General features: G+C 70.2%; 18 protein-coding genes. 8 read left to right on the top strand and 10 right to left on the bottom strand.

Features of this window, described 5'->3' with window-relative positions:
• Positions 1-106 precede the first annotated feature (106 nt).
• From NK718_RS17370 to NK718_RS17355, 4 genes are all read left to right on the top strand, one after another.
• Entirely contained in the window at positions 107-424 is a 318-nt protein-coding gene (locus NK718_RS17370; protein WP_254744845.1) for a hypothetical protein, read from the top strand.
• A 99-nt stretch (positions 425-523) separates the two neighbouring features.
• A complete protein-coding gene (gene parE / locus NK718_RS17365; RefSeq protein ID WP_254744843.1) occupies positions 524-2,602 on the top strand; it encodes a DNA topoisomerase IV subunit B in 2,079 nt (692 codons plus the stop codon).
• 120 nt (positions 2,603-2,722) lie between these two features.
• Positions 2,723-3,268, top strand: a complete 546-nt coding sequence (locus NK718_RS17360; protein ID WP_254744841.1) for a cytochrome b — start codon at positions 2,723-2,725, stop codon at positions 3,266-3,268.
• A 104-nt stretch (positions 3,269-3,372) separates the two neighbouring features.
• On the top strand, positions 3,373-3,612 hold the full coding sequence (locus NK718_RS17355; protein ID WP_254744839.1) for a hypothetical protein: 240 nt from the start codon (positions 3,373-3,375) through the stop codon (positions 3,610-3,612).
• On the opposite strand, the gene NK718_RS17350 is transcribed toward NK718_RS17355, so the two are convergent.
• On the bottom strand, positions 3,569-4,270 hold the full coding sequence (locus tag NK718_RS17350) for an alpha/beta fold hydrolase (protein ID WP_254744837.1): 702 nt from the start codon (positions 4,268-4,270) through the stop codon (positions 3,569-3,571). The two genes, NK718_RS17355 and NK718_RS17350, sit on opposite strands and share 44 nt — an antisense overlap.
• Before the next feature lie 185 nt (positions 4,271-4,455).
• Here NK718_RS17350 and NK718_RS17345 point away from each other — a divergent pair, with 185 nt between their 5' ends.
• Together NK718_RS17345 and NK718_RS17340 are read left to right on the top strand one after the other, a co-directional pair.
• On the top strand, positions 4,456-5,970 hold the full coding sequence (locus tag NK718_RS17345) for a DEAD/DEAH box helicase (protein WP_254744835.1): 1,515 nt from the start codon (positions 4,456-4,458) through the stop codon (positions 5,968-5,970).
• 94 nt (positions 5,971-6,064) lie between these two features.
• The gene (locus tag NK718_RS17340; protein ID WP_254744833.1) at positions 6,065-7,147 is read left to right on the top strand and encodes a GGDEF domain-containing protein; all 1,083 of its coding nucleotides are present in this window, start codon (positions 6,065-6,067) and stop codon (positions 7,145-7,147) included.
• A 24-nt stretch (positions 7,148-7,171) separates the two neighbouring features.
• On the opposite strand, the gene NK718_RS17335 is transcribed toward NK718_RS17340, so the two are convergent.
• The 8 genes from NK718_RS17335 to NK718_RS17300 form a co-directional block, all read right to left on the bottom strand.
• Entirely contained in the window at positions 7,172-7,534 is a 363-nt protein-coding gene (locus NK718_RS17335) for a TfoX/Sxy family protein (protein ID WP_254744831.1), read from the bottom strand.
• 7 nt (positions 7,535-7,541) lie between these two features.
• Entirely contained in the window at positions 7,542-7,925 is a 384-nt protein-coding gene (locus NK718_RS17330) for a HesB/IscA family protein (protein WP_254744829.1), read from the bottom strand.
• Positions 7,926-8,019: 94 nt separating this feature from the next.
• Positions 8,020-8,397: an SUF system Fe-S cluster assembly protein gene (locus NK718_RS17325; RefSeq protein ID WP_254744827.1), complete on the bottom strand. Its 378-nt coding sequence runs from the start codon at positions 8,395-8,397 to the stop codon at positions 8,020-8,022.
• A gap of 30 nt (positions 8,398-8,427) precedes the next feature.
• Entirely contained in the window at positions 8,428-9,672 is a 1,245-nt protein-coding gene (locus tag NK718_RS17320) for a cysteine desulfurase (protein WP_254744825.1), read from the bottom strand.
• Positions 9,673-9,748: 76 nt separating this feature from the next.
• Positions 9,749-11,074 (bottom strand): Fe-S cluster assembly protein SufD, encoded by a 1,326-nt coding sequence (sufD, locus tag NK718_RS17315; protein ID WP_254744824.1) that lies wholly within the window; start codon positions 11,072-11,074, stop codon positions 9,749-9,751.
• Between the two features lie 7 nt (positions 11,075-11,081).
• Positions 11,082-11,831 (bottom strand): Fe-S cluster assembly ATPase SufC, encoded by a 750-nt coding sequence (gene sufC / locus NK718_RS17310; protein WP_254744822.1) that lies wholly within the window; start codon positions 11,829-11,831, stop codon positions 11,082-11,084.
• Between the two features lie 113 nt (positions 11,832-11,944).
• Positions 11,945-13,414, bottom strand: coding sequence for a Fe-S cluster assembly protein SufB (gene sufB, locus NK718_RS17305; RefSeq protein ID WP_254744820.1), 1,470 nt, complete (start codon positions 13,412-13,414; stop codon positions 11,945-11,947).
• A 58-nt stretch (positions 13,415-13,472) separates the two neighbouring features.
• On the bottom strand, positions 13,473-14,648 hold the full coding sequence (locus NK718_RS17300; protein WP_254744818.1) for a cysteine desulfurase family protein: 1,176 nt from the start codon (positions 14,646-14,648) through the stop codon (positions 13,473-13,475).
• Between the two features lie 259 nt (positions 14,649-14,907).
• Here NK718_RS17300 and NK718_RS17295 point away from each other — a divergent pair, with 259 nt between their 5' ends.
• Both NK718_RS17295 and tyrS read left to right on the top strand, forming a co-directional pair.
• Entirely contained in the window at positions 14,908-15,558 is a 651-nt protein-coding gene (locus NK718_RS17295; protein WP_254744816.1) for an alpha/beta hydrolase, read from the top strand.
• Between the two features lie 53 nt (positions 15,559-15,611).
• On the top strand, positions 15,612-16,877 hold the full coding sequence (gene tyrS / locus NK718_RS17290) for a tyrosine--tRNA ligase (protein ID WP_254744814.1): 1,266 nt from the start codon (positions 15,612-15,614) through the stop codon (positions 16,875-16,877).
• A 133-nt stretch (positions 16,878-17,010) separates the two neighbouring features.
• On the opposite strand, the gene NK718_RS17285 is transcribed toward tyrS, so the two are convergent.
• Positions 17,011-20,295 carry a YhdP family protein gene (locus NK718_RS17285; RefSeq protein WP_254744812.1) on the bottom strand — a complete coding sequence of 1,095 codons (3,285 nt, stop codon included), beginning with the start codon at positions 20,293-20,295 and terminating at the stop codon, positions 17,011-17,013.
• Positions 20,296-20,449: the final 154 nt, after the last annotated feature.

The raw sequence follows: 20,449 nt of genomic DNA, 5'->3' as shown, positions 1-20,449 counted from the left end.
GCAAGAGGCGGGCCGCGTCGCATGGAAATCGTACTTGATTTGTTCGCGCCTCGAATGCACTCTGTTCCACTCGACACCCAGCGGATCGACCCAACGGATTCCCGCCATGACGACCTTCGCCGGCCTCCCTTTGCCCGAGCTCGGAACCGACGAGCTCGACGCGTTCATGACCTGGCTCGTGGCGGTGAACCGCCATCTGCGCAAGCGGCGCGGCGTCAGCATCAGGCGGGCCGGGCTGCGGCCGGACGAGGTGATGCGCGCCTTCCACGAGGCCCCCTCGCCGCTCGCCGGCGCGGAGCGGCTGGCCGCCCGGCTCGACGGAAGCGACTCGGCCGCGGGCGAGTCGCTGAGCAAGCGGCCATCGCGCCGCCGTGTTTGCGGCGTTGATGACGACGCCCCCGCTTGCGCCGCCTCGGCGGCGTGAGGCCGGCCCGCGTATCCCCTTCGTTCGCGCGGGGAGGGCTGGCGCGCGGCGGCGTGGCATATTAAGCGGAAGCGAATCAATCGAGGGCGGCCGGGATACATGGCGGATTCAGGGGATCTCTTCGGCGGCGCGGCGGCGCGCAAGCTGCCGCCGGCCGAGGCGGCGGGCGGAAAGGCGTCGAAGGCCGCGGGCAAGCGCCCGCCTCTGGCGGCGGTGCCGTCCGGCACGCCGGGCGAGAGCGGCTACACCGCGTCCGACATCGAGGTGCTGGAGGGGCTGGAGCCCGTCCGCCGCCGCCCCGGCATGTATATCGGCGGCACCGACGAGAAGGCGCTGCACCACCTCTTCGCCGAGGTGATCGACAACGCCATGGACGAGGCGGTGGCCGGCCACGCCAGCTTCATCGACGTGGCGCTGGAGGAAGGCGGCTTCGTCACCGTCACCGACAACGGGCGCGGCATCCCGGTCGACTCGCACCCCAAGTTCCCCGACAAGTCGGCGCTCGAGGTCATCATGACCACGCTGCATGCCGGCGGTAAGTTCGACTCCAAGGTCTACGAGACCTCAGGCGGCCTGCACGGCGTCGGCGTCTCGGTCGTCAACGCCCTGTCGGACGTGCTCGACGTCGAGGTGGCGCGCGGCCAGCAGCTTTACCGCCAGAGCTTCTCGCGCGGCCACCCGCAGGGGCCGGTGACGGCGCTCGGCAAGGTGCAGAACCGGCGCGGCACGCGCGTGCGCTTCCACCCGGACCCGCTGATCTTCGGGGCGGACGCCAAGTTCTCGCCCAAGCGCCTGTTCAAGATGGCGCGCTCCAAGGCCTATCTGTTCGGCGGCGTCGAGATCCGCTGGTCGTGCGCGCCGTCGCTGCTGGAGGGCGTCGCCGGCGTGCCGGAGGAGGCCACGTTCCGCTTCCCGGCGGGCCTGCGCGACTACCTGGCGCGCGAGATCGAGGGGCGCGAGCTGGTCGCCGACCAGATCTTCGCCGGCAAGATCGAGAAGCCGGGCGGGCACGGCTCGCTGGAATGGGCCATCGCGTGGCTCGGCGGCGGCGAGGACGGCTTCGTCAACTCCTACTGCAACACCATTCCGACGCCCGAGGGCGGCACCCACGAATCGGGCCTGCGCATCGCGCTGCTGCGCGCGCTGAAGGACCACGCCGAGCGCGTCGGCCAGGGCAAGCGCGCGGCCGCCGTCACCACCGACGACGTCATGGCGACCTGCGCGGCGATGCTGTCGGTGTTCATCCGCGAGCCCGAGTTCCAGGGCCAGACCAAGGACAAGCTGGCGACGCTGGAGGCCTCGCGCATCGTCGAGACGGCCGTGCGCGACGCCTTCGACCACTGGCTGGCCGCCTCGCCCTCCCAGGCCAACAAGCTGCTCGACTGGAGCATCGACCGCGCCGAGGAGCGACTGCGCCGCCGCCAGGAGAAGGAGGTCGCGCGCAAGACGGCCGTGCGCAAGCTGCGCCTGCCCGGCAAGCTCGCCGACTGCACGGCCGCCGGCGCGGCCGGGTCGGAGCTGTTCATCGTGGAAGGCGATTCGGCCGGCGGCTCCGCCAAGCAGGCCCGCGACCGCGCCACCCAGGCGGTGCTGCCGCTGCGCGGCAAGATCCTCAACGTCGCCAACGCGACGCGCGACAAGCTCGCCGCCAACCAGCAGCTCGGCGACCTCATGCAGGCGCTGGGCTGCGGGGGCGGGAGCCACTACCGCGACGAGGACCTGCGCTACGACAAGGTCGTCATCATGACGGACGCCGACGTGGACGGCGCCCACATCGCCTCGCTGCTCATCACCTTCTTCTACCGCCAGACGCCGCGCCTCATCGACAACGGCCACCTCTACCTCGCCGTGCCGCCGCTTTACCGCCTGTCGCACGGCGGCACGACGGTCTACGCCCGCGACGACGCGCACCGGGCCGAGCTGCTGCGCACCGTGTTCAAGGGCAAGTCGAACGTCGAGATCGGCCGATTCAAGGGCCTCGGCGAGATGATGCCGGCGCAGCTCAAGGAAACCACGATGGACCCGCGCAAGCGCACGCTGCTGCGGGTGCGCATCGTCTCCGACGAGCGCGAGGACACCGCGGACTCGGTGGAGCGGCTGATGGGCAACAAGCCGGAGGCGCGGTTCTCCTTCATCCAGGAGCGGGCCGCCTTCGCCACGGAGCTCGTCGACATCTGAGGCGGCGGCGCGACGCCTCGCCTGCGTGAAATCCCGCGCGGCCGTCAGCCTCGCGTCAGCATCGGCCATTAGGGTCGCACCCATCCCCCGGGAACGAAGATCGCCGAAAGGAAGGGTCGCATGGCCGCCGAGCAGGGTTTGCATCATTACGACAGCGTGTCGCGCACGTTCCACTGGACGATGGCGGCGCTGGTTCTCGGCCTGATGGCGCTCGGGCTCGCCGTCGACGCCTTCCCGCGCGACTGGGAACGCGGCGTCGTGCAGGTGCACGTCGCCTTCGGGGCGATCACGCTGCTGCTCCTCGTGCTGCGTGTGGCCTGGCGACTCACCCACGCGGCCCCGCCGGTCTCCGAGGCAGGCGGCGCGCTGATGGCGCTGCTGGCCAAGGTCGGGCACCTGGGGCTCTACGTGGTCGTCGCCGCGGTGCTGGTGGCCGGGCTGGCCACGGCGTTCTCGCGCGGCCTGCCCATCGATTTCGGAATCTTTTCGATCCCGTCCCCGATCGCCGCGGACCGCGCGCTGGCGCGCCCGACGAAGGAGGTCCACGAACTGCTCTCCTGGGCGCTGATGGCCATGGTGGCCGTGCATGCCGCCGCCGCGGTGTGGCACGAGCGCGTGCTGCGCGACGGCACCATGCAGCGCATGCTCGGCCCGCGCACGCCCTGAGTGTCCGCAAGTCTCCGTTAACCTTGCGCGCGCATGATCCTCGACATGGGGGCGCGCGGCGTGGAGCGCGGACGATGGACGGTATCGCCGGTCGGAGCCTGCTGTTGGGGTCCTTGTTCGCGGGGGCGGCGCTGTGCGTCGGCTCGGCGGCCGTGGCCCACTACCTCACCTCGACGCGGCCGGCGGTCTCGGCCGAATTGCCGACCGCCAGCCCCAGTCGCTACCCCGCCTCGCCCGCGTTTCCACGCGAGCCCGAGCTGACGACCAGCTCGATCGGGCGGGTCGAGCGGCCCCTCTCCCTCACGCCGCCGGCCGTTCCAGCCATGCCGCAAGCGCGGCGGTGACCTCGCCGGGCCGCTCCAGTGCGGTGAGGTGACCGGCCTCCTCGATCACCGCGAGGCTAGCGCCGGGGATCGCCTGCTTCATTTCGATGGCGTGGTCGGGCGGCGTCAGCACGTCGTGCTCGCCCACCAGAACCAGCGTCGGCACGGCGATGGACGCGAGGAAGGGCCGCGAGTCCATCCGCCCGATGATCGCCCGCTCCTGCCGCACGAAGGCCTCCGGCCCGGTCTCGTCGGCCATCGCGCGCACCTTTGCGTCGAGTTCCGCGTCATTGCGACGGGCGGGAGCGACGAGGATGGGCCACAGCTCCCCGTGGACGGCGGGAAAGTCGCGGCCGGCGATCTCCATCAGCCGCCCGCGGCGCGCGGTTGCCTCCAGCGTGTCGGGCCGCGCCGAAGTATCGAGCAGCGCCAGGCGGGTCACGCGCGCCGGCGCCATCCGCACGATCTCGAGCGCGACGTAGCCGCCCATCGACAGGCCGGCGAGCGCGAAGCGCTCGGGCGCGGCGGCGAGCGCGCGCGCCGCGATGGCGGCGATGCTCTCGTCCTGCCGATGATCGGCGACGCTGACCGCCCTGCCCCGGCCGAGTTCCGCGACCTGATCGGCGAACAGCGCATCGGTGCAATTGAGGCCGGGAATGAGGACGAGCGGTTCTGTCATGATGTCCTGTCTTCGGGGGTGTTCGGGACGCCCGTAAATGTGCGAATTGACTTGCGGGCAAATTTCCCTATGTTCCCGGCATCCTCATAAGGTTTGGCCGAGGATCATCTGCGACGCGCTTTCCGGCCAACCGAGATTCCACGCCACCGAGCGTCGATCGCCGCGATACGAGGCGGCAGCGAAACATGAATTTCTCTGATCTTGGACTGAGCCAGAAAGTTCTCGAGGCCGTCACCGCCTCCGGATACACGCAGCCGACTCCCATCCAGGAGCAGGCCATTCCCGAAGTGCTGGCCCGGCGCGACGTGCTGGGCATCGCGCAGACGGGCACCGGCAAGACGGCGGCGTTCACGCTGCCGATGCTGACGCTGCTCGAACAGGGGCGCGCCCGCGCGCGCATGCCGCGCACGCTCATCCTCGAGCCGACGCGCGAACTGGCCGCGCAGGTCGAGGAAAGCTTCAACAAATACGGCGCGCAGCAGAAGCTGAACGTCGCGCTGCTCATCGGCGGCGTGTCGTTCGGCGACCAGGACATGAAGATCACGCGCGGCGTGGATGTGCTGATCGCGACGCCGGGGCGGCTGCTCGACCATTTCGAGCGCGGCAAGCTGCTGCTGACGGGCATCGAGATCCTGGTCATCGACGAAGCCGACCGGATGCTCGACATGGGCTTCATCCCGGACATCGAGCGCATCTGCCGCATGGTGCCTTTCACGAGGCAAACCCTGTTCTTCTCCGCGACCATGCCGCCGGAAATCCAGCGGCTGACCGAGACGTTCCTTCACAACCCGGTACGATTGGAAGTTGCGCGTCAGGCAACCACAGCCTCGACGATCACGCAACGCCTGATAGCGGCCCGGCACGACCCCGCCGGAAAGCGCGAAGTGCTGCGCAACCTCGTGCGCAACCAGCCGGACTTCAAGAACGCCATCATCTTCTGCAATCGCAAGCGCGACGTGCAGGTGGTTCACAAGTCGCTCGAACGCCACGGCTTCAACGTCGCGGCGTTGCACGGCGACATGGACCAGCGCGCCCGCATGGCGGCGCTGGAAGGCTTCCGCAGCGGCGCGACGCAGCTTCTCGTCGCCAGCGACGTGGCGGCGCGCGGCCTCGACATCCCCGATGTCAGCCACGTGTTCAACTTCGACGTGCCCCATCACGCCGAGGACTATGTCCACCGCATCGGCCGCACCGGCCGCGCGGGCCGCAAGGGCACCGCCTACACCATCGTCACCTCGGAGGACGGCAAGTCGCTCGCCGCCATCGAGCACATGATCGGCAACGCCATCGAGTGGGACGGGCCGACCACCGCTGCCGACGATGACGGCGCGCCGCGCGAGCGCCGCGCCCGCACGGGCGAGCGCCGGGGCCGCACCGGAGGCCGCGAGGGCCGCGGCCGCGAGGACCGCGCCCGTGAGGACCGCGCCCCGAGGGGCGATCGTCCCCGCGAGGATCGTCCGCGCGAGGAGCGTTCCCGCGAAGAGCGTCCCCGGGAGGAGCGCCCCCGCGAGGAGCGCGCCGCCGCGCCCGCGCCCCGCGAACCCCGTCCCGAGCGGTCCCCTGCCCCGGCTCGTGCGCCTCGCGGCGACCAGGCCCGGGATCGCAAGCGCCCCGCGCGCGAGGATCGCGACGAGGCGCCGGTCATCGGACTCGGCGATCATGTGCCGCCGTTCCTGTTGCGAAGCGTCAGGACGCGGTAATACGTTCTGGTCTTTGCCGAATGATGGTTGTTAGGCCCGCTTTAACAGTGGCGATGCTAAAGCGTCACCACTATCGCGGGAGACGGCAACAGACATGTCGGACGTGGCCAGCAGCCTGAGGACGGCCGAACAGGCCATCCAACTGATGCGCGCCCATGGCGCATCGGGCGACCCTCGCGCCTATCATGTCTTCTACGCCCACTGCGAGGGCCAGCGGCCCGCGCTAAGCACGGCGCTCACCCGCCTGATGGCCGCCGGGACGCCCATCTCGCCCGCCCAGACGGACGCCCTTTACGAGGAACACCTCTCCGACAGCCGATTCGCCGCCGTCGCCGAGTCCACCGGCGGCGCCGTGCTCACCGAGGTCGGCGCGCTGATCATGCTGATCCAGTCCGCCATCGGCTCCAACGACGAATTCACCCGCTCGCTGGCCGCGCTGACGACGGACCTCGACGAGGCCAGCGACGGCGACCGCGTGCGGGCGACCGTCCGCCGCCTGCTCGTCGCCACCCAGCAGACCATCGCCGCCAACCGGTCGCTGGAGGCGAGCCTGCGCCAGAAGCGCGACGAGGTGCAGGAGCTGCGCGAGACGCTGGAGGCGATCCGCACCGAATCGCTCACCGACCCGCTGACGATGCTGGCCAACCGCAAGCACCTCGACAACATGATCGACCGCTGCAGCAACCACGCCGCCCTCTCGGGCGAGCCGCTGAGCCTGCTGATGGTCGACGTCGACAGGTTCAAGCAGTTCAACGACACCTGGGGTCACCTGACCGGCGACCAGGTGCTGCGGCTCGTGGCGCTGTCGATCCGCGCCGAAGTGCGCAGCATCGACACCGCCGCGCGGTTCGGCGGCGAGGAGTTTGCCGTGCTGCTGCCGCAAACGAAGCTGTCCGGCGCGCTCGAGGTGGCGGAGCGCATCCGAAAGACGGTGATGGGCCGCGAACTGGTGAAGCGCTCGACGGGCGAGGCGCTGGGGCGGCTGACGGTCTCCATCGGCGTCGCCACGTTCGGCATCGGCGACACCGCCGCCATGCTGCTCGACCGCGCCGACAAGTGCCTGCTGGAGGCCAAGCGCCGAGGCCGCAACCGCACGGTGTGCGAGACGCCGAACATGCCGGCGATGGAGCCTTTCTCCCTGCCGCACGACGACGATGTGACGTCCGACGTCGCCTGACGGCGGGCGTCCCGCAAGTCCCGCTTATTCGTCGATATCGCCGCGCCGGCGGCTGGACGGGCGGCGGGCCGAGGCGGCGCGCATGGCGGCGTCGCGTGCCATCGCGAACCAGCGCCGCATCTCGTCGGGATCCTCGAACGCCGCCTCCGGCAGCCGCCAGTACGGCAGCGACATCGGCTTGCGGCCGCTGCGCTCGTAGACGAAGGGCTCCGACTGCTCGGCCGCGAAGGCCGCGCGGCTCAGCGCGTCGACGCGCAGATAGACGACGCCGCGCGACTCCAGCGCCACCATCACCGGGCCGGCATAGACGCCGTGGCCGCCGAACAGGCGGCGGACCGCCACCTTGCCGCAGGGTTCGAAGAGGTCGGCGAGGTCGGCGGCGTCCATGCGCCGTTCAGGCCCGCTGCGCCAGCGCGTCGGGGCTGGCGGCGCTGAGCGACACGGACTCGCCGCAGCCGCAGGCCGCCGTCTGGTTGGGGTTGTTGAACACGAACTGCGAGGCGAGCTTGGTGGTGACGAAGTCCATCTCCGTGCCGAGCAGGAACAGCACGGCCTTCGGGTCCACCAGCACGGTGACGCCCTTGTCCCGCACCACCTCGTCGCCCGGCGCGATGCTCTCGGCGGCGTCGAGCGTGTACGACATGCCCGCGCAGCCGCCGTTGCGCACCCCCACGCGCACTCCGACCAGCGGCCGGTCCGAGTTCGTGACGATGGCCCGCACGCGCTCGGCGGCGGCGTCGGTCAGCGACATCACTTTGAAGTCGGCAAGCGATCCCATTCGGCTCTCTCCATGCGGCCGGGTTCAAGGCCCGGGCTGGAACACGCTGATTATCTAACAACGCGATTCGGAATGAAAAGACGTGAACGCGCCCTCACCACATGTCGAGCGCCACGCGGGCCTCGTCCGACATGCGGCTCTGGTCCCACGGCGGATCGAACACCATCGTCACCTTGACCGAGTTGACGCCGGGCACCGACGCCACGGCGTTCTCGACCCAGCCGGGCATCTCGCCCGCCACCGGGCAGCCCGGCGCGGTCAGCGTCATGTCGATGGCCACGTTGCGCTCGCCGTCGACGTCGACGCGGTAGACGAGGCCGAGCTCGTAGATGTCGGCGGGGATCTCGGGGTCGTAGACGGTCTTGAGCGCGGCGACGATGTCGTCGGTCAGCCGGTCGATCTCCTCCGGCGGCAGCGCCGAGGGAACGCCGATGTCCGGCTTGTTGGGAGTGAAATCGGTTACGTCATTCATGGCATTCGTCCGGGGGACGGCGCGCGGCGCCTAGGTGAACAGAGCTTCGGCCTTTTGCAGGGCCTCGGCAAGGCGGTCGACCTCGTCCAGCGTATTGTAGAACGCGAACGAGGCGCGGCAGGTGGAGGTGACGCCGTAGGTGGCGAGCAGCGGCTGCGCGCAATGGGTGCCGGCGCGCACCGCCACGCCGGCCCGGTCGATCACCGTGGCGACGTCGTGGGCGTGGGCCCCGCGCATCTCGAAGGAGACGATGGCGCCCTTGTCGCGCGCCCGGCCGAAGATGCGCAGCGAGTTCATCTCGCCGAGGCGCTGCATGGCGTAGTCGCGCAGCTTGGTCTCCTGCGCCAGGATCGCGTCGCGGCCGATGGAGGTCATGTAGTCGAGCGCCGCGCCGAGCCCGATGGCCTGGACGATGGGCGGCGTGCCGGCCTCGAAGCGGTGCGGCGGCGCGCCGTAGGTGACGTCGTCGAGCGTGACGTCGCGGATCATCTCGCCGCCGCCGGCGAAGGGCGGCATCTGCTCCAGCCACTTGCGCTTGCCGTACAGCACGCCGATGCCGGTGGGCCCGTACACCTTGTGGCCGGTGAAGACGTAAAAGTCGGCGTCGAGGTCGCGCACGTCGACGGGCAGGTGGACCGCGCCCTGGCTGCCGTCGACCATCACCGGGATGCCGCGCGCGTGGGCGATGCGGATGATCTCCTTCACCGGCGTCACCGTGCCGAGCACGTTCGACATGTGGGTGATGGCGACGATCTTGGTGTTCTCGTTGAGCAGCTTCTCGAAGGCGTCGAGCTGGAATTCGCCCGCCTCGTCGACCGGCGCCCAGCGGATGATCGCCCCCTCGCGCTCGCGGTGGAAATGCCACGGCACGATGTTGGAGTGATGCTCCATGATCGACAGCACGATCTCGTCGCCCTCGCGGATGGCCATGCGGCCGAAACTCGCGGCGACGAGGTTGATCGACTCGGTGGCCGAGCGGGTGAACACGATCTCCTCGGCCGACTCGGCGTTGAGGAAGGCGCGCACCTTCTCGCGCGCGTCCTCGAACGCCTCGGTGGCGGCGTTGGCGAGGTAGTGCAGGCCGCGATGCACGTTGGCGTATTCGTGCTCGTAGGCGTGGACCATGCGCTCGATCACCTGGCGCGGCTTCTGGGCCGAGGCGGCGTTGTCGAGATAGACGAGCGGCTTGCCGTAGACCTTCTCCGACAGGATCGGGAAATCGGCCCGGATCGCGTCGAGGTCGAAGGGGCGGGTCGGCTGCGCGGTGACGGACATCTGAGCCTCGTGGGCCTTTCGTTCGGGATCGGGAGGGGCGCGCCGGTCGCGCGCCCGCCCCATGAACAGGCCGGGCTCAGGCCCGCGCCGCGAGCCAGGCGGCGACCATGCCGTCGAGGCGTTCGCGCGCCGCCTCGTCGTCGACGAGCTCCAGCGCCTCGCCGACGAAGGCGCGCAGCATCAGCGCCTCGGCCTCGGGCTTCGGCAGGCCGCGCGCGCGCAGGTAGAACAGCAGGTCGTCGTCGAGCGCGCCGCAGGTCGCGCCATGGGCGCACTGCACGTCGTCGGCGAAGATCTCCAGCTCCGGCTTGTTGTTCATCGTCGGGCCGTCGGCGAGCAGCACGGCCTGGCTCATCATCTTGCCGTCGGTCTTCTGCGCCGGCTGCTGGACGATGATCTTGCCCTGGAACACGCCAGTGGCCTCGTCGTCGAGCACCGTCTTGTACAGCTCCCGGCTGACGCAGTCCGGCACGGCGTGGTCGACGACCAGCGTGGTGTCGGCGTGCTGGCGGTTCTTCAGAAGCGCCCCGCCGCCCAGCGTCACCGTGGAGTGTTCGCCCGTGCAGCGCACGAAGATCTGGTGCCGCGACAGGCTCGGCGCGGTGACCATCGCCACCGAGGTGAAGGCGCAGCGCCCGCCGACGTCGACGCCCAGCGTCGACAGGTCGACGCCCGCCTGCCCGGAGGCGTTGGCGCGCAAATGGTGCACGATGGCGTCGTCGCCGCAGGAGATCTCGACCGCCGTGTTGGCGTGGTGGGCGACGCCCGCGCCTTCGTGGCTCTCGATCAGAGTCGCGCGGGCGCCGTCCTCGACCACCAGCAGGATGCGCGTCACGATCAGCGACGGCGCGCCCGAGGCGGCGAGGAAGCGCACCAGGATCGGGCGGTCGAGCGCCACGTCCTTGCGCACGCGCACCACCAGCCCGTCGGTCATCAGCGCGGCGTTGAGCGCCAGCACCGGGTCGGACTTAGCCGGCGCGACGCGGCCCATCAGGCCGCTGGCGACGGGCCCGGCGGAGAGCGCGGCGGCGAGCGGCCACGCCTCGACGCCGTCGGGCAGCAGCTTGAAGTCCGACAGGCCCGCCACGACGTGGCCGTCGACGATCGTGAAGCGCAGCGCGTCGACGCCGGCGAACGGGTCGGCCCACTGCCGCGCGGCCTCGACGGCGTCGGCCGAGGGCTCGGTCGCGAGCGGCGGCACGTCGCGCAGCAGGGCGCGCAGGTCGGTGTACTTGTAGGCCTCGATGCGCCGGTGCGGCAGGCCCGCGTCGACGAAGCTCTTGAACGCCTCGGCGCGCTGCCCGGCGATGGTGGCGTCGCCCGGCAGGCGGCCCTTCACGGCGGGGAACAGCTCGGCCAGCGCCGTCTCGGCGGCGGTGCGGATGGGGGTTACGTCAGCCATGGCGTCCTCACGCCGCCTGCGTGCGGTAATCGGCGTAGCCGTTGGCTTCGAGCTCGAGCGCCAGCTCCTTGCCGCCCGACTTCACCACCCGGCCGTTCGCCATCACGTGCACCGTGTCCGGCACGATGTAGTTGAGCAGACGCTGGTAGTGGGTGATGACGAGGAAGGAGCGCTTGTCGCCGCGCAGCGCGTTGACGCCGTCGGAGACGATCTTCAGCGCGTCGATGTCGAGGCCGGAATCGGTCTCATCGAGGATGCAGAACTTCGGCTCCAGCAGCGCCATCTGCAAGATTTCCATGCGCTTCTTCTCGCCGCCGGAGAAGCCGACATTGAGGGCGCGCTTGAGCATGTCCTGCGGGATCTGCAGGCGCTCGGCGGCGCCGCGCACGCGCTTCATCAGCTCGGGCGTCGACAGCTCGTCCTCGCCGCGCGCCTTGCGCTGGGAGTTCAGCGCCGCCTTGAGGAAGCTCATCGTGGCCACGCCGGGGATTTCCAGCGGGTACTGGAAGGCCAGGAACACGCCGGCGGCGGCGCGCTCGTTGGGGTCCATCTCCAGCAGGTTGCGGCCGTCCAGCAGCACCTCGCCGTCGAGGACCTCGTAATCCTCCTTGCCGGCGATGACGTAGCTGAGCGTCGACTTGCCGGAGCCGTTCGGCCCCATGATGGCGGCCACCTCGCCGTCGTTCACGGTGAGGGTGAGGCCGTTGAGGATCTTCTTGTCCTCGATCTGGACGTGCAGGTTGCGGATTTCGAGCATGGGTCAATCCTGACAATAGAGCTGCCGGGCGGCCCAGGCGGGCGTGCCGGCGATGGCTTGCGGAACGGAGTGCTGCGTTGCGGGCAGCGGCGCGCGCGCCGCCCCCGAGGTCGTCACCCCACGCTTCCTTCCAGCGAGATCGAGATGAGCTTCTGCGCCTCCACGGCGAACTCCATGGGGAGCTGCTGCAGCACGTCCTTGACGAAGCCGTTGACGATGAGCGCCGTCGCCTCCTCGGCCGAGAGCCCGCGCTGCATGCAGTAGAACAGCTGGTCCTCGGAAATCTTGGAGGTGGTCGCCTCGTGCTCGAACACCGCGCTCGCGGTCTTCGCCTCGATATAGGGCACGGTGTGCGCGCCGCACTGGTCGCCGATCAGCAGCGAGTCGCAGTTGGTGAAGTTGCGCGCGTTGGCGGCCTTGCGGTGCGCCGAGACGAGGCCACGATAGGTGTTCTGCGAGCGGCCCGCCGAGATGCCCTTCGAGATGATCCGGCTCGTCGTGTTGCGGCCGAGGTGGATCATCTTGGTGCCGCTGTCGACCTGCTGGTAGCCGTTCGACACGGCGATCGAGTAGAACTCGCCGCGCGAATTGTCGCCGCGCAGGATGCAGGACGGGTACTTCCAGGTGATGGCCGAGCCGGTCTCCACCTGGGTCCACGAGATCTTCGAGTTGCGGCCCCGGCAGTCGCCGCGCTTGGTCACGAAGTTGTAGACGCCGCCCCTGCCCTCGGCGTCGCCGGGGTACCAGTTCTGGACGGTCGAGTACTTGATCTCCGCGTCGTCGAGCGCGATCAGCTCGACCACCGCCGCGTGCAGCTGGTTCTCGTCGCGCTGCGGCGCGGTGCAGCCTTCCAGGTAGCTCACATAGGAGCCCTTGTCGGCGATGATCAGCGTGCGCTCGAACTGGCCGGTGTTCTTCTCGTTGATGCGGAAATAAGTCGACAGCTCCATCGGGCAGCGGACGCCCTCCGGCACGTAGACGAACGAGCCGTCCGTGAACACGGCGGAGTTCAGCGTCGCGTAGAAATTGTCGGTGACCGGCACGACCGAGCCGAGATATTTGCGCACCAGTTCGGGATGCTCGCGGATCGCCTCGGAGATCGAGCAGAAGATGACGCCCGCCTTCTTCAGCTCCTCCTTGAAGGTGGTGACCACGGAGACGCTGTCGAACACCGCGTCGACCGCCACGCGGGAGGTCTGCACGCCGGCCAGGATCTCCTGCTCCCGCAGCGGGATGCCGAGCTTCTTGTAGGTCTCGAGAATGGCCGGGTCGATCTCGTCGAGCGACTTCGGGCCGGCCTGCTTCTTGGGCGCGGCGTAGTAGTACTGGTCCTGGAAGTCGATGGGCGGATAGGAGACGCGCGCCCAGGTCGGCTCGCGCATGGTGAGCCAGCGGCGATAGGCCTCCAGCCGCCACTCCGTCATCCACTCCGGGTCGCCCTTCTTGGCCGAGATGAAGCGGACGATGTCCTCGTTCAGGCCCTTGGGCGCCTTGTCGACCTCGATGTCGGTGACGAAGCCGTACTTGTACTGGTCGACATCGATCGCGCGGACCTGTTCGACGGTTTCCTGCACTGCAGGCATCGGACTATCTCCTTCCTCTTCGGCTTCAAGGGCCGAGGGCTGGCGCGGGGCAGGACGGTCAGGCCGCCCGACCCCGCCGATTACGTAGGGCGCCGACGGTCTTTTCGAAGACCTCGAGGCAGTTTTCAATATGGTTTCGCGTCGTCGTCCACCCGAGGCTGACCCGGATGGCGGCCGCCGCGCGCTCGCGCGGCACGCCCATGGCGAGCAGCACGTGCGAGGCGCGCACCTTGCCCGACGAGCACGCCGCGCCCGACGACACCGCCACGCCGGCGAGATCGAAGGCGATCAGCGCCGTCTCGGCCGTGCCCTCGGGCATGGCGAACAAGGTGGTGTTGGGCAGCCGCCCGACACGAGCCCCGAACACGTCGATATCCGGCGCGACCGCGCGCAGCCCCGCCTCGAAGACGTCGCGCAGCGCGGCGAGGCGGGCAGCCTCCTCGGCGCGCCCCTCGCGGGCGCAGGAAGCCGCCGCGCCGAAGCCGGCGATGCCGGCGACGTTCTCGGTGCCGGCGCGGGCGCCGCGCTCCTGGCCGCCGCCGCGCAGCACCCTGTCGGCGATCGTCACGGCGGGCGAGAGCACCAGCGCGCCGACGCCCTGCGGGCCGCCAATCTTGTGCGCGGAGAGCGTCACCAGGTCGGCCCCGCTCGCCATCGCGAAATCCGTCCGGCCCGCCGCCTGCACGGCGTCGCAATGCAGCAGCCCGCCATGGTCGTGGACCAGCCCGGCGATGGCGGCGATGGGCTGCAGCACGCCGGTCTCGTTGTTGGCGGCCTGCACGCTGACGAGCGCGCGCTCGCCGGCCTTGGCGAGCACCGCGAGGCGGGCGCTGAGCGCGTCGAGGTCCAGCACGCCGTCGCCGTCGACCGGCAGGCGCTCGACGCGGTCGGCCGGGAAGCGCGCGCCGTCCAGCACGCTCGGATGCTCGACCGCGCTGGTGAGCAGGCGGTCCAGCGGCCGCTTGTCGCCGCAGGCCTCGAGCCCCGGCGTAAGCGCCAGCACGTTCGCCTCGGTGCCGCCGCTGGTGAAGACGACGTTGCGGGCCTGACCGCCGACCAGCGCCGCCACCTCCTCGCGGGCCCGCTCAATGAGAGCGCGCGCGGCGCGGCCCTCGGCGTGGACCGAGGACGCGTTGCCCGCATGCTCCAGCGCTGCGAGCATGGCGTCGCGCGCGTCGGGCCGCAGGGCCGAGGTCGCGTTGTGGTCCAGATAGGTGCGCGAGGCGGCGTTCATCGCTCGACGTCCGGGGGATCCTGATCGCGGGGTGGCGGAAAGCGCCGGAGCAGCAAAAGCTTGCAACGAACCCCGGCGCTTGTGCTACAAGCGGCGCTCCGCAGCCCGCCGCCGGTTCCGCAGACGCGGGCCCGGCTGTGTGGGCTGTTAGAATAATTCTAAGAGATTGTGGCGGTCGGCACGTCCGGTGTCAAGGTGTGAAGGCCTCGTTCACCCTGTCCGCGCGGGCCGGATCGCCGCGAGAAAAGGTCACACCAGTATGCCTGAGGTCATCTTCAACGGCCCCGCCGGCCGCATCGAAGGCCGGTACCACGCGTCGAAGACCAAGGGCGCGCCGATCGCCATCGTGCTGCACCCGCATCCGCAGTTCGGCGGGACGATGAACAACCAGATCGTCTACGCCATGTACTACGGCTTCGTGGAGCGCGGCTTCTCCGCCCTGCGCTTCAACTTCCGCGGCGTCGGCCGCAGCCAGGGCAATTTCGACCACGGCCAGGGCGAGCTCTCGGACGCGGCGGCGGCGCTCGACTGGGCGCAGGCCATCAACCCCGAGGCGCGGGCCTGCTGGATCGCCGGTATCTCGTTCGGCGCGTGGATCGGCATGCAGCTTTTGATGCGCCGTCCGGAGATCGAGGGCTTCATCTCGGTCGCCGCCCCGGCCAACCGCTTCGACTTCTCCTTCCTCGCCCCCTGCCCGTCGTCCGGCCTGTTCGTGCACGGCTCGCAGGACCGCGTCGCGCCGATCAAGGACGTCATGAGCGTCATCGAGAAGGTGAAGACGCAGAAGGGCATCCAGATCGAGCACCAGACCGTCGAGGGTGCCAACCACTTCTTCGAGAACAAGACCGAAGAGCTGATGGAGATCGTCGGCGGCTATCTCGACCGCCGCCTCGGCCCGATGGAAGGCTGAGCCCTTCCCGCCCCGCGCTCCTTCCGCAGTTCCCGACCGCAAGGCCGATCGCCATGTCCGCGCCCGCCGATTTCCGCCCGAAGTCCGACTTTCTCCGCGCCATGCTGGAGCGCGGCTATGTCCACCAGTGCTCGGACCTGGCCGGGCTCGACGAGCTGGCGGCCAGGGGCGAGGTGGTCGCCTATGTCGGCTATGACTGCACGGCGCCCTCGCTGCATGTCGGCAGCCTGATCTCGATCATGATGCTGCACTGGCTGCAGCAGACCGGCAACAAGCCGCTGCCGCTGATGGGCGGCGGCACCACCCGCGTCGGCGACCCCTCGGGCCGCGACGAGTCGCGCCGCCTGCTCTCGGTGGAGGACATCGAGGCCAACAAGGACGGCATCAGGCGGGTGTTCTCGAACTTCCTGCGCTTCGGCGAGGGCCGCACCGACGCGCTGATGGTCGACAACGCCGAGTGGCTGACCAGGCTCAACTACATCGACTTCCTGCGCGATGTCGGCCGGCACTTCTCGGTCAACCGCATGCTGTCGATGGACTCGGTCAAGCTGCGGCTGGAGCGCGACCAGGAACTCTCCTTCATCGAGTTCAACTACATGTGCCTGCAGGGCTACGACTTCGTCGAGCTGAGCCGGCGCTACGGCACCAATTTGCAGATGGGCGGCTCCGACCAGTGGGGCAACATCGTCACCGGCATCGACCTCGGCCGGCGCATGGGCACGCCCCAGCTCTACGCCCTCACCTGCCCGCTGCTGACCACGGCCTCCGGCGCCAAGATGGGCAAGACCGCGTCGGGCGCGGTGTGGCTCAACGCCGAGCAGCTCTCGCCCTACGACTACTGGCAGTTCTGGCGCAACACCGAGGACGCCGACGTCGTGCGCTTCCTCAAGCTCTACACCCTGCTGCCGCTGGACGAGATCGCCCGGCTCGGGGCGCTGGCCGGCGGCGAGATCAACGAGGCCAAGAAGGTGCTGGCGACCGAGGCCACCGCGCTGCTGCACGGCCGCGAGCAGGCCGAGCGCGCCGCCGAGACGGCGCGCAAGACCTTCGAGGAAGGCGTCGCCGCCGACACGCTGCCGACCGTCGAGGTCCCCGGGTCCGAGCTGATCGGCATGGGCGTCCTCACCGCTTTCGTCCGCGCCGGGCTGGTCGCCTCGACCGGCGAGGCGCGCCGCCAGATCAAGGGCGGCGGGCTGCGCCTCAACGACGCCCCGGTGGCCGACGAGCGCGCCACGCTGACGGCCTCCGACCTCACGGCCGGCGGCGCGGCGAAGCTGTCGCTCGGCCGCAAGAAGCACGTGCTGCTGAAGCCGAACTGAGCGGAATTCGGCCCGAACACGGCTTATCAGGCGAACGGGCGACCCGAATTGCGCATCGAGGCGGTGTTCGGCGCGGAATTCGCGCCTGACGAAGGCGTTCTCGGGTGTTCTTTCGAAGCCGCGTTTGGCGGGTCTAGCGGATCGCGCTCGGCAGGTTGGCGGAGCCGGTCGGCGCGGCCGGATTGGTCGCCGCCCCCGTCGCCGACACCTCGCCGGGGCCGATCACCCCGAAGAACTTGCGCAGGAACCCCGGCGCCACCGCCGAGAGCGGGTTGATCGACAGCACCGGCTGGGTCACCCGCCCGGTGATGCGGAAATTGACCCCGAACAGCCCCTCGTTCTTGCCCCCGCCCAGGATCGGCCCCACCAACGGCACCTGGCTGACGATGTTGTTAAGCCCATAGGCCGGCACGAAAGTTCCGCTGAGATCGACCCGGTCCTTGGTGAAGTCCAGCATGCCCTCCAGCGTGCCGCCGACGGAGGGGCCGAACATCGTGCTCTCGCGCAGATCGAGCCGGCCCTTCTCCGCGACGAAGCCGGCGCGCAGCTTGGAAAACGCAACGTTCACAGGACGTTGGTCCCCATTCCCCTGCCCCGCGACGCGCGCCAGGGCCGGCTCGTTGGAGAGGTGGAAATTGTTGGCGCTGAGGGTGCCGGCGAGCTGCTGGGTCGAGCCGGTCAGCTGCAGCAGCAGCGTCCCGCCCAGCATGCGCTTGTAGATGTCGGCGAAGCGCAGGAAGCTGCCGGCGTCGCCGCTCTCCACCACGATCCCCGGCAGGTTGCCCTCGGTGCGCGCCATCTGGCCGGATACCGGCGCGTTGTCGAACCGGCCGGACAGGCGGAAGTCGCGGAACTCGCCCGATTTCAGCACCAGCCGCATCTCCGCCCCGGAGAGCTTCTCGCCGTTCTCGCCGACGATGGTCTGCGCCTTGAGGTCGAGGTCGAGGTCGCCCAGCGCCGGCAGCGAGCTCGGGCGCGGCGACATCAGCGACCGCAGCACCGGCCTGGCGTCCGCCATCCCGGCCCGCAGCACCGCCTTGAGAACCCCGCCCTGACGGTCGAGGTCGACGCGGATGTCCTCCCCTGGGGTCAGCCGCAGCCCGGTGAGGTGGGCCCCCAGCAGCGAGCCGTCGGCGCCCAGCCTGACGGAGCCGCGCGCCGACACGCCGCCGGCGGCGTCGAGCACGAGGTCCTCGAGAGAGAGCGTGTCCGCGTCGCCTTCGAGCCGGAAGCTTGCCTTGCCCGGCTTGCCGGCGGGCTTGTCCCACCCGGGGATGAGGTCGTTGACGGTGGCCTTGGCGAGGTCGGCCTCTACCCGGGTCGCGGGCTTCGCCCCGAAGGCGTCATGGACGGCGACCTTGATGTCGACGGGACCGGCAAGCTGTGCGCCCAGCTTGATGCCGCGGCGCGCCCGCGCGGCCTCGTCCATGGTCATCGCCACGGTGAGGTCGGCGGCCGCGGTTCCGCGCGGCTGCCGCAGGTCGAACGTCGCCGGCGCGCCACTGAGCCTGCCTTCGCCCTTGATGGCGAGCCCGGCGGCGTCCTGGGTGAAGGTGAAGGCGCCGTTCTCCACCCGGTCCCGGCCCGGGAGATCGGCGGAGACGCCCGTGGCGGAGCCGGCGATCTGCACGGCGACGTCCTGGGGCGTCAGGCCCGGTTTCAGCGGCAGGCCTATGCGCACGTGCGAGTCCACCGTCCCCTTGACCGCTGCGGGATCGAGCCGCAGCCCCACGAAGGGCTTCAGCGGCTCCGCCCTGAGCGCGTCGACGGTGGCGTCGAAGCCGCCGCTGACGTCGAACTCGACCCGCGCAAGCGGCGGCTTGGCAGCGAGGTCGTCAATGGCGTAGACGCCGTTGGAGAACACCAGCGGGCGCGCGCCGAAGGCGGGGCCGTTGGCGCGCGGAATGTCCACCCGCACGGCATGCCCCGTCGTCAACGACGTGGCGGAAATTCCGGTGAGAACCGGCAATCCGGGCGCTGGCCTGAGCGAGCCGCCCGACACGGCGACGTCGATGCGCACTGCGCTCTCCGGGATGGGGCGGTGCGCGATGGCGTCGGCCAGCGTCTGGGGCGTGAACGAATTGACGAGTTCGAAGCGCTCGATCCGGCCGCCGAGGACGGCGTCCTGGAGGTATTTCCGCGCGTCCGCGGCAATGAAGGCCGGCCAGAAGGCGAGCGCCGCGCGAGCGGGCATCGGCCGCGCGGTCATATCCAGCCGCAAGCCCTCGAAGTCGTCCGCCCGCCCCACCGCGAACGAGCCGGCAATGCCGAGGTCGGGCCCGGCCACCTCGAAGCGGTCGATCAGCAGGCCACCGAGGCCGATCGGCATCCGCCCGGTCAGCGAGATCGTATCGATGCGAACCGTCGGATCCTGCGGGGTTTCGCCGGCCAGAGTGGCGTTGGAGCCGGACAGGGCGAGCCGCCAGGTCTCGCCGGCGGCGCGCGGCGGCGACACCGAGCCGGTCAGCGATACCCGCGTCTCGCCCGCCTTCATCGCGAGGCTGCGAACGGCAAGCGCCTGGTCGGCGGCGTTCCAGCCGAGATCGGCCGATAGCCGGTCGACGAACACTGGTCGCGCGTCCGGATCGTCGATCAGCACGACCGCCGCGCCGCCATCGACCCGGGCCTCGAGGTCGGAGACCGCGCCGGCGCCGTCGAGGCGAAGCCGCAGCGAACCGCTGACCGGCATGTCCGTGTAAACCGGCAGGGCGCCGGGCTGAGCGATGCCCAACAGATCGGAGAGCGGGAGGTTGCGGGTCTCGACGGTCACGGACCGTCCCTCGGCAGCGGCGTCGTCGATGGTGGCGGAGAGCCCCCACGCGCCGCTCGATCCCTGCGCCGCGAGGCGCGCCGCGACCTGCGATCCGGCCACCTTCTCGAAGGCGAGCGACATGCGGTCGTAGGTGACGTTGCGGTTTCGGCGGCGATCGTTGATGCGCAGCCGCCCGTCGCGGATGCCCGCCTGTTCGAGAACGGCCATCGGGCCGCTGTGCGAGGCGATGGCGGCGAGCACCGCGCCGGGGCCGAAAGAGGTGTCCGTCGGCTGCGTCGCCGGCCCGCCGTGCGGCGGGGCGGGCTCGTCGCCCGAGGCCGAGATCGAGACGGCGCCGTCCGGCGCGACAGTGAGCGTCACGGCGAGGCCGACGAAGGAAATGTTGCGCGGGACGAGGTTGCCCGTCGCCAGGGCCAGGCTTGAAAAACCGATTTCGGCCTGCGGAGCGGCGACCACGAGGTTGCCCGCCATGTCGCGGACGGTGACGCCCGTGACCCCCAGCACGGGACCTCCGGACGTCCAGTCGATCTCGGCGTGGCGGACGTCGACGTCGTAGCCGTCGCCGAACTGCGCTTCCAGCGCCTGCGCGACGCGCTCGGCCATGCTGTCGAACGCCAGCGGCCCGAGCGACAGACGCCACGCCATGGCCCCGACGGCGAGCGCAATGAGCGCCGCGGGAACGAGAACCGTCAGAAGCGCGCGGCTCCAGGCAGAGCGACGCTTGCGCCGAGGCCGCGTCTGCCGGACCTTCGTTGGTGGGTGCGGCTGGTGGGCGACCTTCTCCGGCGGACTGACGGCG

The sequence above is a fragment of the Alsobacter ponti genome, from assembly GCF_024294805.1.
GTDB lineage: Bacteria > Pseudomonadota > Alphaproteobacteria > Rhizobiales > Beijerinckiaceae > Alsobacter > Alsobacter ponti.
Note: the sequence above shows the minus strand (reverse complement) of the source record. Positions and strands in the feature narration are given on the sequence as shown.